We start from the raw sequence: 13,590 nt of genomic DNA, 5'->3' as shown, positions 1-13,590 counted from the left end.
GGATCACCCGATGTTAATTATTTCTGAACAGGACGCTCGCACCCTGGTGGGTGTTGAGGACGTCATCGCCGCCGTCGAAAAATCATTCGTCGCCATGGCGCGCGGCCTGGCCCACAACTACCCGGTCGTGCGTGAAGTAGTGGGTTATCAGGATGCCGTGTTTGGCGTCAAGACCGGCTGTGACACCAGCGCCCCCATCCTCGGCCTCAAGGCCGGTGGCTACTGGCCTCACAACCTGGCCCGGGGTCTGACCAATCACCAATCTTCCACGGTGTTGTTTGATCCGGAAACCGGTCGCGCTTCGGCCCTGGTCAGCGCCAATTACCTGACCGGGGTGCGCACCGGCGCTGCCAGCGCCATCGCCACCAAGTACCTGTCGCGCCCGGATAGCAGCGTGCTCGGTATTCTCGGCACCGGCGTCCAGTCGGTGTACCAGTTGCGTGCCACGCTGGCCGTGCGCCCGATCCGCAAAGTCTATGCCTGGGATCCGTCGGCGGAAAATCTTGCGAGTTTCGGCCGCACAGTCGAGGAGCTGGGACTCGAATATGCGCCGCAAACCGACTGCCAGGCCGTGGCGGCCAATGTTGACATTCTGATCACCGTGACGCCGTCGCAGCGGGCCTTGGTCGAGAAATCCTGGGTCCGTGCCGGCACCCATATCAGCGCCATGGGGGCCGACACCAAAGGCAAGCAGGAATTGGATGCGGCGCTGGTGGCGAGCGCGGCCTTGTTCGTGGATGAAGCCGCTCAGGCCATCACCATTGGCGAATGCCAGCATGCCTATAACGCCGGGCTGATCACGCTGCAGAGCCTGCGCGGCAGCATTGGCGCGGTCATCGCGGGGCTCTGCGGGGGACGGCGCAGCGCAGAGGAAATCACTCTTTTCGATGGCACCGGTGTGGCCTTGCAGGACCTGGTTGTGGCCGACCTCGCCGTGCGCCTGGCCACCGAGCAGGGGCTGGGTTCGCGGGTCGCGTATTGATCGATCCGTCACGCCAGAACGACGGCTCGAGAAAACAAACCAGACAACAAGCGGGAGATGTACTTGCAAAAAATAATTGACGATTCGATTCACTGGTTCTTCAAACTGCTGGAGCTGCTGGTGGTGCTGTGCATGGTGGCGATGGTGGTCATGGTGTTCGGCAATGTGGTGCTGCGCTATGGTTTCAATTCCAGCCTCCTGATCTCCGATGAAATGTCGCGCTACTGCTTCATCTGGCTGACCTACATCGGGGCCATGGTGGCCATGCATGAGGGCGGTCATCTGGGCGTTGATACGCTGGTCAAACACCTGCCGGTGATGGGCAAGCAAGTGTGCCTGTTCCTGAGCGAGAGCCTGATGCTGCTGTGCAATGGGCTGTTTTTTCTGGGCACCTGGAAAATGCATGACCTGCAGGTGACCAATGTGTCGCCGGTGGCCGGCCTCTCCATGATCTGGATTTATGGCATCGGCTACGTGGTCAGTGTGGTGATGGGCATCATCAATCTCAATGTGATGTATCGCCTGTTGACTGGACAGATCAGCGATGACGATCTGGTGCAGGTGGTCGAGACCGAAGGCTTGGCCGATGTCGAAAAACAAATGCAAGAGGCCAGGGCATGACCGTCAGCGTCTTTGTTTTCAGCTTGCTGGCCGCCATGGCCATCGGCATGCCGATCGCCTATGCGCTGCTGGTCTGCGGTGTCGCTCTGATGGCGTTCCTGGGGGCCACCAGTGGCTTGGTGACTTTTGACAGCCAGATTCTGGCGCAGCGCTTTGTCGAAGGCGCCGACAACTTCCCGCTGCTGGCGGTGCCGTTCTTTTTACTCGCGGGTGAATTCATGAACGCCGGGGGCTTGAGCCGCCGCATTATCAATATGGCCATGGCCTGGGTCGGGCACTTTCGCGGCGGCCTGGGTTACGTCACGGTCATTGCCGCGGTGATCATGGCCTCACTGTCGGGCTCGGCCGTCGCCGACACCGCCGCACTGGCCGCGCTGCTGGTCCCGATGATGCGCGCCGCCGGCTACAACGTGGGCCGGGCCTCGGGACTGATCGCCTCGGGCGGCATCATCGCGCCGGTGATTCCGCCGTCAATAGGCATGATTATTTTTGGCGTCGCGGGCAATGTCTCCATCACCAAACTGTTTCTCGCCGGCATCGTCCCCGGTATGCTGATGGGGCTGGCGATCGGCCTGACCTGGTGGTGGCTGGCCAAGCGGGAAAACGTGTTGCCCGCGCCCCAACTGAAGCTGCCCGAACGCCTGCGTATCACGGCCGAGGGCGGCTTCGCGCTGGCGCTGCCGATTGTCATCATTGGCGGCATGAAATTTGGCGTGTTCACGCCGACCGAAGCGGCGGTCGTGGCGGCGGTGTACAGCTTTTTCGTGGGCATGTTCATCTACCGCGAACTCAAATGGTCGCAACTGTACGGCGTGATCCTGGCCGCCGGCAAGACAACCGCGGTCGTGATGTTCCTGGTCGCCGCGGCCATGGTCAGCGCCTGGCTGATCACGGTGGCCAATATCCCGACGGAGGTCGCCAACATGATGGCGCCGTTCATGGACAACAAGCTGCTGCTGATGTTCATGATGATGGCGCTGATCGTGGCCGTTGGCACGGCGCTGGATTTCACGCCCACCGTGCTGATCCTGACGCCGGTGCTGATGCCCCTGGTGCTCAAGGCCGGCATCGACCCCGTCTACTTCGGCGTCATGTTCATCATGAACAACGCCATCGGCCTGATCACGCCGCCGGTGGGCACGGTGCTCAACGTCGTGTGTGGCGTTGCCAAGATCAGCATGGATGATGCGTTCAAGGGTGTGCTGCCATTCCTGATGGCGCAATTGACCGTGCTGTTCCTGCTGGTTCTGTTCCCCGCCATCGTCACCGTGCCACTGCAGTGGTGGATGCGATGACTACATTTTCCCAACCCCTGTCGTTTATTTAAGGAGACAAGCATGTTCAATCGTAGAACCCTGGCCACCGCCGTGGCCGCAGCCGCCTTGCTGGTGGCAACTTCTGCCTTCGCGCAATTCACCGAGCGCACCATCAAGTTCACCAATGGCGTAAATGAAGACCACTCGGTCGGCAACGGCGTCAGGAAGATGCAGGAAGTACTCAACGCCAAAACCGGCGGCAAGATCAAGATCAACGCCTTCTGGGGCGGCTCGGCCGGCGGTGACCTGGCGGCTACCCAGGCGACGCGCGCGGGTACGCAGGAGATCGTCTGCACGTCCGGCTCGGCATTGGTCGGCATCGTCAAGGAGCTTGGCGCGTTTGACCTGCCATTCCTGTTTGCCAATGAAAAAGAGGCCTATACCGTGCTGGACGGCCCGGCCGGTCAATACTTCAATAAAAAATTGGAAGCCGCTGGCCTGGTGAACCTGGCCTACTGGGAAAATGGGTTTCGCAACCTGACCAACAGCAAGCGCCCGGTCGCCAAAGTCGAAGACTTTGACGGCGTCAAAATTCGCGTGATGCAGAACAACATTTTTCTCGACACCTTCAAGACGCTGGGCGCCAACCCCTTGCCGATGGCCTTCGGGGAAGTGTTCACCGCGCTGGAGACCAAGACCATTGACGGCCAGGAAAATCCCTTTGCCACGATCGAAACCTCCAAACTCAATGAGGTGCAGAAGTATTTGTCAGTGACCCGTCATGCCTACTCACCGTTCTTTGTGCTGTACAGCAAGAAGCTGTGGGACCAGCTGAACCCGCAGGAACAGGCGGTGCTGCGTGAAGCGGCATTGGCCGGGCAGACCGTGCAGCGCGATGCCAGCCGCGCGCAGGATGAGAAATCACTCGCCATCCTCAAGTCAAAGGGGATGATAGTCAACGAATTTTCCGAGGCAGAGAAGGCCCGCGTGATCGCCAAGATCAAGCCAGTCTACGACAAGCACGTGCCAGTCATCGGCGCCGAGGCGGTTAATGTGTTGCTCGACGGCCTCAAGAAAGCCCGGGGCGGTTGAGCCAGCAGCGCTGCGTTGATGGATAGTGGATAGCAGGCCGCCAGGGGCAACTCTGGCGGCCTTTTTAATTTCTTTCAGTCACCGGTCGCGCCGAGGCGCCCACTGGCACCCGTACCGCCGGTCATCAACAGTCTGCGGACCGCGTCCGCGTAGACGACTTCGGAGTCATCCTGCGGAGAGTAGCCGAGCACGCGACGAGCCGTCTCGAGGGACCAGAACGCCCTGGTGTTGTCGGAGATGCCGTAGGCGATCACCCAGGGCACGGCCTCCTCCGGCAAGACAAGCTTCGCTTCCAGTGCCGATCGGAACAGTGCCGCACAGTCCCGCTCACTCAGGTAGGCGCCGAGTGCGCGCTTGAACGCCGCACGGCCGCTCGGCCGCGTCAACCCGGACGCGGGCGGCTGCGCGTCCGGCTCAAAGCGGGAGACGTCGAGCGGGTAGGGCGAGCCGATGCGAAGCATGACCATCTCGATCTGCCGGCCGAAGACGCCGCATGCGTAAGGGTACGCCAGGAGCTCATACGACGCCTTGGCCCAGCCGTAGAAGTTGTCGGACAGGGGCAGGTCGCTTGGATAGACCATGTCGCGTCGGCGTTGGTGGACTTGGGCGTGTTCGTACCAGTCGGCGGCATGGTTTGAAGAGACAACCAGGATTCGCTTGACGCCGGACTCCAGCGCGCAGCGGTATACGCGCTGTGCCATGCGGATGTTGTTGAACTCGGCCTCGAACCGGTCGATCTGGGGCGGCAACAGACTGTAGACGTCTCGTTCGGCGGAGGGGATGTAGGCACTGTGGATGACGGTTTCCACGCCCCGGAACAGCGCTGCCATTTCGGCGTCGTTCGCGTCCAGCAGACTCATGGGGTGGAACGTCGCACCCGCCGGAACGTGCGCCGGCGTTCGCAGGTCGGTGAGTCGCAAGTCGTGCCGACCCTCAAGTCCCGGCATGGCCAATGTGGCCATGTGGCCTGCCGCCCCCGTGACTAGTACTTTCATGATGACTCTCCGATGGTCTGGTCTGCAAGTGCACACCTGATCCAGTCAAGCCGGTTCAGGGGCATCATCGCGTAATGGTAAAACTCGACGCTGGTTGCGTGCGCGCTACGCACCGCGGCCACCTTGGCGTTGAAGTTCTCCTCAAGACGGCAGTCCGGCAGCAGCGGGCGCAAGGCCACCGAGATCCTGGCGTCTGGGCCGAGCAAGTTCCTGTAATCGGCCAGCAGGGCTTGCAGGCGCGTCGTTGTGTCTACGTAGCCCAACACAGAGAACTCGTCACAGGCGGCGGCCACGGCGACCGGGTCGATCCCGAGCTTGCGCGATGACGCCGTCACCTCGTCGTCCGCGCTTGTTCCGTGCATGACGTGCGACATCGCCCCCGCGTGATCGATGAAGGTGAGCGCCACCCCGGCGGGCGCCATTGCCGCACGGACTTCTGCCACGAGGCTCGTGACCACGACCGTGCGCGTCGCGACGTACTTGGCCAGCTCCGCCTGCCCGGTCTCGCTGAGGAGCGGCGCGGTCTGCACCGGAGGCAAGGTCCCAAGCCAGACCGGCTCCAGGGCGGCGCGTGCGGCTGCCGCCAGCGCCTCGACCGCGACACCCGCACGCTCCCCCGCTGCGCGGCAGTGCTGACAGAAGCACTGCGACAGCAGGGTCCGCGCCTCGGCCGGCAGGTCAATGAGGTAACGCTCGTGATGTTCGCCGTGTTCCAGGGGGCGGTAGTGCAGGCTCTCTGCCAGCAGCCGCCGGACCGGGTAGCGCGCGATGTCCCCGGCCAGCTCGCGACAGTAAGCGCGCACGCGCGGGTTGGCGGGGCACAGATCGGTCAGGTAGGGGTCGCCATAGACGTTGCGGGTCGCACAGTCGGGGTGCTGCGTCGCCAATACGGAGTTGTGCAGAAAAATTGTCCAGGCGTCCACGGCCAGTCCCCGCCGCCGCGTTCGTGCGCACAATTCCGACAGCACATCCACGCCACCCGCCGCCGCGGCCATCCGCGGGGTGAGGCCGCTGGTGTAGCGGTGCTGTTCAGGCGCGAACCAGGCGACATCGCCCTCGTTGCGGTAAACATGGAACTTCGGATTGTGCGCGAACACGTCGCGCGCGTCATGGTAGGTGGCGGACAGCGCCACGCCATCGACACCGCCGCGTTGCTGCAGGTTGTCGAGCACGGCGTCATAGCCCTCGTGCAACAGATCCGTTCCAAAAACATAGACCGAAGATCGCATGGCGCTTCCTAGTACCAGAGGGCTTTGTCGACAACGTTAAGCAGTGCTCGCCCGGATTCGAAGCGCTGCGCGTTGTCACAGAGAACGGCCAGTCGGCGTTCGACGATATAAGGGCCGACCACCGCCACATGGGGCGTCAGCAAGGCGCGCGGCTCCTGCCACAGCGGATGGTCGCTGGGCAGGGGCTCCTGCTCGAACACATCAAGCGCGGCCCCGCCCAGCCGCTGCTGCCGCAGTGCCTGCACCACCGCATCCAGCTGCACGGTGGCACCCCGCCCGATGTTGACCAGCAGGGCACGCGGGCGCATCAGCGCGAGGCGCGCGGCATTGATGAGGCCTTCGCTTTCGGGGGTGTGCGGCAAGGTCAGGATCACCGCATCGGCCGTCGCCAGCAGTCGGTCAAGCGCCTGCGGTGGATGGATTTCTGCCATCCCTTCGGGCCGATCGGTCCGTCGCGGATCGACGCCGATTACTTTGGCGCCAAAGGCGCTGACCAGGCGGGCGATCTCGGCCCCGATACCGCCGACGCCGACCACAAGCACGGTGCTCTGCGGCAGGTGCAGGATGTCCTCGTCCGCCAGATGCCGGATCCACTCGCCCCGGGTTTGCTGGCGCATGTAGCGCGGCAGGCCGCGGGCCAGGGCGAGCAGCATGGCCACGGCGTGCGTGGCCACGTGGTCGTTGTAAATGCCTCTGAAATTGGTGACCTGGACGGGGTGTGCGACCAATTCCGGAAAGAAAAAACCGGCTGGCGGCGCGGCCATTGGTGCCTGCAGCCATTGCAGCTTGTCGGCCACTGACAGCAGTTCGGCATCCAGGGTGCCGAACGCCGCCTCGGCTTGCGGCAGCAGTCGCAGCGCGGCGGCCCGGTCCGGGGCGACGCACACGCGCAAGCCGGGCGCGGCCTGCGCGACCGCGTCGGCCCAAGCCTGCGTCGTCTCATCCAGGGGCGGCAGCATGACCAGATCTCGGGTCATCGCGCACCTCCAGGCAGCCCGGTGACCTGATTGCGCCAGTCGGCGGCTCCCGCGAAGGCCAACAGGTTCTGCGCGAAGATGACGCCCCAGCGACGTCCGTAGCCCGGACTGTCGCCGGCGTTGTGGGCGCTGAGCACGACGTTGGGCAGGTCCCAGAGCGGCGACCCAGTCGGGAGCGGTTCTATGGCCGTCACGTCGAGCCCGGCGCCGCGCAGGCCGCCGGACCTCAAGGCACGGATCAAGGCCGCCTCATCGATCAGGCTGCCGCGCCCCACGTTGACGATCCATCCGGCGCCCAGGAGTTCGAGCTCGCGTTCTCCGACCAGGGGGCGACGATCCGGGGTCGCGGGGGCAGCGAGCAGCAGGATGTCCGCCCATTCGCATACAGCCGCCATCTGGTCAACGCCGCGCACGTCAGTCAGGCAGCCCTGGTATTGGTCTGGATGGCGCTTTACGCCGGTGATGGACATTCCCCAGTTCTGGGCGCGCCGGGCCACTCCCTCGCCGATCCGGCCGAGGCCGACGATACCGAGCTTCTTGCCCGCCAACTCTTCGCCGACCAGCGCTCCCCAATGGTGCTGCGTCATGTTTCGCACGGACTCGCCGATGCGGCGCGTCAGTGCGAGCAGGAGGCTGAAAGCATGCTCTGCCACGCAATCCGAGTGGACCCCGGCCGCAGTCGTCAAGACGACATGGTGCGAGCTCAACACATCCAGCGGATACTGCTCGGTCCCTGCGCCTGTGCCAGCGATCCATTTGAGCGATGGCGTCAGAAAAGCGTCCCGCCAGATGAAGGTGACCAGCACCTGCGCACCGTTGTTGAGGGCGCGGATCACCCCCTCCTCGTCGGCGGGACAGTGCAGCACGATCTCGGGGATTCCCCGCAAGAAGGTATCGACCGCCGGCGGGTGGCGGGGATGCAGGACGACGTGGAGTTCGGGCATTGGGTTCATCAGACTGTGGTGGCAGGTTTGCCGGAACCGCTGTGGCGGGGGTCCATGACGTCGCGTATCGCATCGCCGAGCACATTGAAGCCAAGCATCAGCAGGACGAGGGCGGCGGTGGGCCCGATCACCAGCCACGGTGCGACGGTGATGAAGTCACGGGCCTTGGACAGCATGCTGCCCCAGTCGGCCTGGGGCGGGCTGACCCCGAGACCCAGGAAGCTGAGAGAGGCATAGGCCAGCTGGGCGGTCGACATGCTCAGCGCCGCCAGCACGATAACGGATGGCAGGACATTGGGCAGCATGTGGCGGGCGAGAATCGTCGGCGTGCGTACCCCCGCCAGTCTGGCGGCATCGAGGTACTCGCTGGTCCTGATGCTGAGGGCGCTCGCTCTGGCGATCCGCGCGAACCGGGGCGTGTAGACGATGGCGATGGCAAGGACGGCGTTGAACAGTCCCTGGCCGAGGACGGCGACGATGATGATGGCCAGCAGCAGCGTCGGAAAGGCAAACAGCACATCCTGGCTGCGGTTGAGGACGGTGTCTACGACGCCACCGAAATAGCCGGCGATGACGCCGATCACGACGCCGACGACCGAGGCGATGGCGACCGAGAGGAAGGCAATGACGATGGCGATGCGGGAGCCGTCGATGACGCGGCTGAGGGTGTCGCGTCCCAGTTCGTCGGTGCCGAACCAGTGCATTGAGGAGGGCGCGCTCAGGGTGCTGACCAGCTCGCCGACATTGGGATCGTAGGGCGTGAGGACTCGACCGAAGAGCGCGAGCACGACGAACAGCGCCAGCACCGCCAGGCCGAAGGCGCCGCCCTTGTGACGCAGCAGCTCGGCGAGGAAACCCTGTTGTCGCGGCTTTCGAGCGGCTTGTACCGGGACCAGTGCCGAGGTGACGTCCGTTTCGTGGTCGAGTGTCATCGTGTCCTTTGACGTGGGTCTAGAAGTGGGTAGAGCAGGTCGATCACCCCGTTGATGATCACGAAGGTCACCGCGAAGACAAGGGTCGTCGCGGTGACCATCGGGTAGTCACGCGTTGAAATCGCTTCGAGCATGCCGCGCCCGAGCCCGGGCAGGCTGAAGATCTGTTCCACAACAATCAGTCCACCGAGCAAGACGCCGAACTGGAAGCCGATGAAGGTGATGATCGGCGGGAGCGCATTGCGCAAGGCATGCAGGTAGTGGATTCTCGGCAGGCGAACGCCGACGGATCGTGCCGTGACGATGAACGGGTCCGTCAGGACTTCGAGCATGGCGCTGCGGGTCATCTGCATCGTCATCGCCGTGATCGGGAACGTGATGGTGAGCAGCGGCATGATCATCGACCGGATATGTGTCATCGGGTCCTGGGACCAGGGGGTGAACGACACGCGGAAGAGGTCGGGCGCGACCCGCGATCCGACGAGCAGCAACAGAATGCCGACCACGAACGTCGGCACCGAGAACGCGATCAGCAGCTGTGACCGGATCAGTACATCGAGCTTCCTGTTCGCGTGCACGGCCGCCACGATTCCGGCTGGCAGGCCGATGAGGGTTGAAAAGAGCAGGCAGACCAGGGCCAGTTCGGCCGAGACCGGGATTTGCTGCGCGAGGTCCGAGCTGACGTTTCTGCCGGTAATCGGAGAGGTGCCGAGATCGCCCAGTAGCGCGTTCCCCAACCAGCGTGCGTACTGCACCGGCAGCGGCTTGTCCAGGCCGAGATTGCGGCGCACCTCCTCGAACTGCTCGGCCGTGGCGCCTTCGGTGCCGACGATCACACTGGTCAGGTCACCCGGGATCAGGGTCCCTAGGCCGAACACCAGCACCGTCACGGCAAACAGCACCGCGATCATGGCGCCCAGGCGGGTCAAGACCATTTTCAGCATGGCAGTTCCCCCTTCGCCAGCCTGTCGGCGGCGTCCGGGAAATGGCAGGCGACGAGATGGCCGGCGCCGGCAACGCGCAGCGCAGGCGCCTCTGCCGCGCAGATCGCCGCGGCCAGGGGACAACGCGTGCGGAACCTGCATCCCGAAGGCGGATTCATGGGGCTCGGCACGTCGCCGCGCAAGACGATCTTGGGTCGACTGTGCTCAAGAACGGGGTCGGGCAGCAAGGTCGCATTGCGCAGCGCGATGGAATAAGGATGCAGCGGCCGCTCGGCGAACTCCTGCGCGGTCGCCGTTTCCACGATCTCACCGAGGTACATGACCACGACCCGATGGCTGATCGCCTGCACCGCCGCCAGGTCATGACTGATGAAGAGGTACGAGGTGCCCAGTGTCTGCTGCAGGTCGACCAGCAGGTTGAGGATCTGCGCCTGCAGGGAGATGTCCAGCGAGGCGACGGACTCGTCATGCACGACAAGCGCTGGTTGAGCGATCAGCGCCCTGGCGATCGAGGCGCGCTGCTGCTGCCCCCCTGACATCTGGTGGGGCATGCGCGCTGCCATTTTGGGGTTCAGGCCGACGAGACTGAGTATGCGCTCGACCTCATCGTCGGTGTTGCGTATGCCGCGGGCTCTGAGTGGCTCGGCCACGCTCGCGCCGACGGTGCGTCGCGGGTTCATCGAGCCGGCCGGGTTCTGAAATACCATCTGAAAGTGTCGCCGACGCTCCCGTCCAGCGGCGCCGGACGCCCAGATGTCGCCGCCGTGAATCCGGATGACCCCCGTGCTCGGTTCGAGCAGTCCGACCACCAGGCGTGCCAGCGTGGACTTTCCGCACCCGGACTCACCGACGATGCCCAGCGTTTCCCCCGCTGCGAGACGCAGGGAAACACCGTCAACAGCGCGCAGGATTCCACCCGCCCGCCCTGGTGAAGGGTGGACCTGGAAGTGCTTGACGACGTTGTCGACCTCTAGCAGGGGTGGGGTCAAGTCAGCGGCCATGCGCGTGTTGCTCCAGCTTGCGTGCATTCTCGACGCTCGGGCGCTCACTGGCGCCGAGCGTCACGCCATCCTGGGTGACCCAGCAGCGGGTCAGATGGCCAGGTGCGACGGCGAGCAGGGAGGGGTGGGTCTTGCAACGCTCTTGCGCAAGCGCGCACCGGTCACGGAAGCGGCATCCCGTCGGGAGCGCACTCATGTCCGGCGGCGATCCGGGCAGGGTCGGTAGCTGTCCCCGTGGATGATCGGCGCGCGGGATGGAGCGCAACAGTCCCCATGTGTAGGGGTGGCGGGAGTCCGCGAAGAGCTGCCCGACCGGCGCCTCCTCCACGATCTCACCGGCATACATCACCGCGACCCGGTCGCACATTTTGGCAATCACCCCCATGTTGTGGGTGATCAGAAGCAGTGCGGTCCCGTGATCGTGCGTCAGTTTCTTCATGAGGTCCAGCACCTGCGCCTGGATGGTCACGTCAAGGGCGGTCGTCGGCTCATCCGCGATCAGCAGTTGGGGTTCGTTGAGCATGGCCAAAGCGATCACGACGCGCTGGCGCATGCCACCCGACATCTGGTGCGGGAACGAGGCTGCCTGACGCTCGGGGTCCGGCATGCCGACGTCCGACAGCGCCTTGTGGATTACTTGCGCACCCGCCTGGCCCCGGCCATGGGCCTTCAGCGCTTCGCGCATCTGCCATCCGACCGTGAAAACCGGGTTCAGCGCCGTCATGGGGTTTTGAAATACCAGGCCGGCCTCGGTGCCACGTCGGCGCCGCATCCCCTCCTCGTCGAGCGAGAGCAGCTCAGTGCCGTTCAACTCGACCGAGCCGGACTCGATGCGTCCGGGATTCGACACCAGTCTGAGGATCGACATGGCAGTCACGCTCTTGCCCGAGCCCGACTCGCCGACCAGACCCAGGGTTTCGCCCCGGCCCACGGTGAATGACACGCCATCGACCGCGGTGATGGTTCCGTAGCTGGTGTGGAAGCGGGTGGTCAGGTCCTTGACTTTCAGAACGGGCGAGACATTCACGTTGCAACTTCTCCGGTGAGCGACTTGAGGCGACGGCTTTACTTGAGGATCACGCCGGCCAGGAAGGTGCGAGACAGGGTTGCGTCTGGCGCTGCCGACAGAACCTTGGCGTTGTAGGCGACCCAGGCGTTGCGCGCGGCAACCGTGATGTCAGGGAAGACCAGGTCATCCTGCATCAGCGCCACTTTTGCCAGTTGGGCTGTGTAGTCCTCGATGGGGCCGTTCTGGGCCTTCACGATCAGGGCCGCCATCTCCGGAGGTGTCGGCCCCTGCCGGCCGGGACGCGGCATCAGGTAGAACAGCGGGTCGGCCTGGAAGGCGTACTCGTTGTCGCCGATCTCGTAGTCGGCCTTGTTCTGCTTGTCCAGCCAGACCGCATTCTGGTTGGCCTGGATCGTGACGCGGATACCCGCCTGCGCCAACTGGGTCTTGGTCAACTCGGCGAGCCGGTCCAGGTAGGTCGCGTAGCCGGCCAGGTGATTCAGGGTGATATCAATGCCATTCGGGAAACCGGCCTTGGCCAGCAGTGCCTTGGCCTGGGCGAGATCGTGTTTCTGGTACTTCAGGTCTGCCGCCTTGGGCGCCCAGGTGTAGGACGGCGGCAACTGGGCGCTCGGGACGCCCTCGCCAAGGAGGGCACCCTGGACGATTTCCGCCCGGTTCAGCGCCAGGGAGATGGCGCGGCGGACATCCGCGTTATTGAATGGCGCGCGATTGGTGTTGAGGTTCAGCCGCAAGGTATTGGTCGAGTTGACCTGGACCGTGGTGATGGCCGGGTCGCCCCTGAGCTGGAGCTTGCCCTCGGCGCTGGGCAGCATGAGGTCGATCTGGCCCGACTTCAGTGCCGCAATCTGCGCCGATTGCTCCGGCATGTAACGGATCGTTAGGTCGGAAACCTTGGCGGTCGCCTCCTTGTTCCAGTAGTTGTCATTGCGCTTCAGGACCAGTTGGGTGTTCGGGGTGTAGGAGACCATCTTGAACGGGCCGGTCCCCATCATCTCGCGCTTGGGGTCATGCGTCTGCGCCCACTTCTGGCTCAGAATCGCCGACCCGACCAGGAACGGGCTTCCCAGGTTCAGCAGGAAGCCGGCGTCAGGCTGCTTGAGCTGGAAGTGGACCTTGCGCTCGTCCACCTTGGTCACCGCGACCAATGAACTGAAGCGATCCTTGGCGTAAGGCAGTCCGCGCTCGCTGAGCCGCTGGAAGGAGAACACCACGTCGTCGGCGACCACGGGGCTCCCGTCGGAGAATTTCGCGCCATCGCGCAGCGTGAACTCATAGCCGGTCCGCGCCGCATCAATTGACCATTTGCTGGCGAGCACGGGCACGATCTTGCCGCCGACGTCCGCGCGCACCAGACCCTCGTAAACAAGCTGCCAGGTGTACCAGGTTCGGATCTGCGACGACTGCGTCGGGTCGAAGGTTTGCGGCACGACGTCTTCGGCAACAACCAGGGTGCTGATTTTCGTGCTGACATCCTGCGCCGCGCTGTACGACGTTACCAGGACGCCCACTGCCAGTAACCCGGCAAGGCGGCGAAATGTGGATCTCATCTGGATTCCTTTGTTGAAATAGCCGCCTGTGCGGCAA

Annotated in this window: 13 protein-coding genes; 4 read left to right on the top strand and 9 right to left on the bottom strand. The window is 64.0% G+C overall.

The window, feature by feature from the left end; all coding sequences use genetic code 11:
* Positions 1 to 10: 10 nt before the first annotated feature.
* The 4 genes from C5P05_RS22960 to C5P05_RS22945 all read left to right on the top strand — a co-directional run bounded on the left by C5P05_RS22960 (position 11) and on the right by C5P05_RS22945 (position 3,951).
* Positions 11 to 982 carry an ornithine cyclodeaminase family protein gene (locus C5P05_RS22960; protein WP_114972175.1) on the top strand — a complete coding sequence of 324 codons (972 nt, stop codon included), beginning with the start codon at positions 11 to 13 and terminating at the stop codon, positions 980 to 982.
* Positions 983 to 1,045: 63 nt separating this feature from the next.
* On the top strand, positions 1,046 to 1,603 hold the full coding sequence (locus C5P05_RS22955; protein ID WP_232834632.1) for a TRAP transporter small permease: 558 nt from the start codon (positions 1,046 to 1,048) through the stop codon (positions 1,601 to 1,603).
* Positions 1,600 to 2,898, top strand: coding sequence for a TRAP transporter large permease subunit (locus C5P05_RS22950; RefSeq protein WP_114972173.1), 1,299 nt, complete (start codon positions 1,600 to 1,602; stop codon positions 2,896 to 2,898). The genes C5P05_RS22955 and C5P05_RS22950 overlap by 4 nt, the downstream gene beginning before the upstream one ends.
* Positions 2,899 to 2,940: 42 nt before the next feature.
* The gene (locus C5P05_RS22945) at positions 2,941 to 3,951 is read left to right on the top strand and encodes a TRAP transporter substrate-binding protein (RefSeq protein WP_114972172.1); all 1,011 of its coding nucleotides are present in this window, start codon (positions 2,941 to 2,943) and stop codon (positions 3,949 to 3,951) included.
* Positions 3,952 to 4,025: 74 nt separating this feature from the next.
* On the opposite strand, the gene C5P05_RS22940 is transcribed toward C5P05_RS22945, so the two are convergent.
* From C5P05_RS22940 to C5P05_RS22900, 9 genes are read right to left on the bottom strand one after another with little or no spacing between them, the layout of a single operon-like run.
* Positions 4,026 to 4,946, bottom strand: a complete 921-nt coding sequence (locus tag C5P05_RS22940; RefSeq protein ID WP_157979435.1) for an NAD-dependent epimerase/dehydratase family protein — start codon at positions 4,944 to 4,946, stop codon at positions 4,026 to 4,028.
* Entirely contained in the window at positions 4,943 to 6,175 is a 1,233-nt protein-coding gene (locus C5P05_RS22935; protein ID WP_114972170.1) for a hypothetical protein, read from the bottom strand. The genes C5P05_RS22940 and C5P05_RS22935 overlap by 4 nt, the downstream gene beginning before the upstream one ends.
* A gap of 8 nt (positions 6,176 to 6,183) precedes the next feature.
* Positions 6,184 to 7,152 carry a D-2-hydroxyacid dehydrogenase gene (locus tag C5P05_RS22930; protein WP_114972169.1) on the bottom strand — a complete coding sequence of 323 codons (969 nt, stop codon included), beginning with the start codon at positions 7,150 to 7,152 and terminating at the stop codon, positions 6,184 to 6,186.
* On the bottom strand, positions 7,149 to 8,096 hold the full coding sequence (locus tag C5P05_RS22925) for a D-2-hydroxyacid dehydrogenase (RefSeq protein ID WP_157979434.1): 948 nt from the start codon (positions 8,094 to 8,096) through the stop codon (positions 7,149 to 7,151). The genes C5P05_RS22930 and C5P05_RS22925 overlap by 4 nt, the downstream gene beginning before the upstream one ends.
* An 8-nt stretch (positions 8,097 to 8,104) precedes the next feature.
* Positions 8,105 to 9,028 carry an ABC transporter permease gene (locus tag C5P05_RS22920; RefSeq protein WP_114972167.1) on the bottom strand — a complete coding sequence of 308 codons (924 nt, stop codon included), beginning with the start codon at positions 9,026 to 9,028 and terminating at the stop codon, positions 8,105 to 8,107.
* A complete protein-coding gene (locus C5P05_RS22915) occupies positions 9,025 to 9,972 on the bottom strand; it encodes an ABC transporter permease (protein ID WP_157979433.1) in 948 nt (315 codons plus the stop codon). The genes C5P05_RS22920 and C5P05_RS22915 overlap by 4 nt, the downstream gene beginning before the upstream one ends.
* Positions 9,966 to 10,973, bottom strand: coding sequence for an ABC transporter ATP-binding protein (locus tag C5P05_RS22910; protein ID WP_198674836.1), 1,008 nt, complete (start codon positions 10,971 to 10,973; stop codon positions 9,966 to 9,968). Before C5P05_RS22910 ends, C5P05_RS22915 begins: the two co-directional genes overlap by 7 nt.
* A complete protein-coding gene (locus C5P05_RS22905) occupies positions 10,963 to 12,000 on the bottom strand; it encodes an ABC transporter ATP-binding protein (RefSeq protein WP_114972164.1) in 1,038 nt (345 codons plus the stop codon). Before C5P05_RS22905 ends, C5P05_RS22910 begins: the two co-directional genes overlap by 11 nt.
* Positions 12,001 to 12,038: 38 nt before the next feature.
* Positions 12,039 to 13,553, bottom strand: coding sequence for an ABC transporter substrate-binding protein (locus C5P05_RS22900; protein ID WP_114972163.1), 1,515 nt, complete (start codon positions 13,551 to 13,553; stop codon positions 12,039 to 12,041).
* Between the last annotated feature and the right edge of the window lie 37 nt (positions 13,554 to 13,590).

The organism is Rhodoferax ferrireducens (genome assembly GCF_003347515.1).
Classification (GTDB): domain Bacteria; phylum Pseudomonadota; class Gammaproteobacteria; order Burkholderiales; family Burkholderiaceae_C; genus Rhodoferax.
This window is presented reverse-complemented; position numbering and strand designations above follow the sequence as displayed.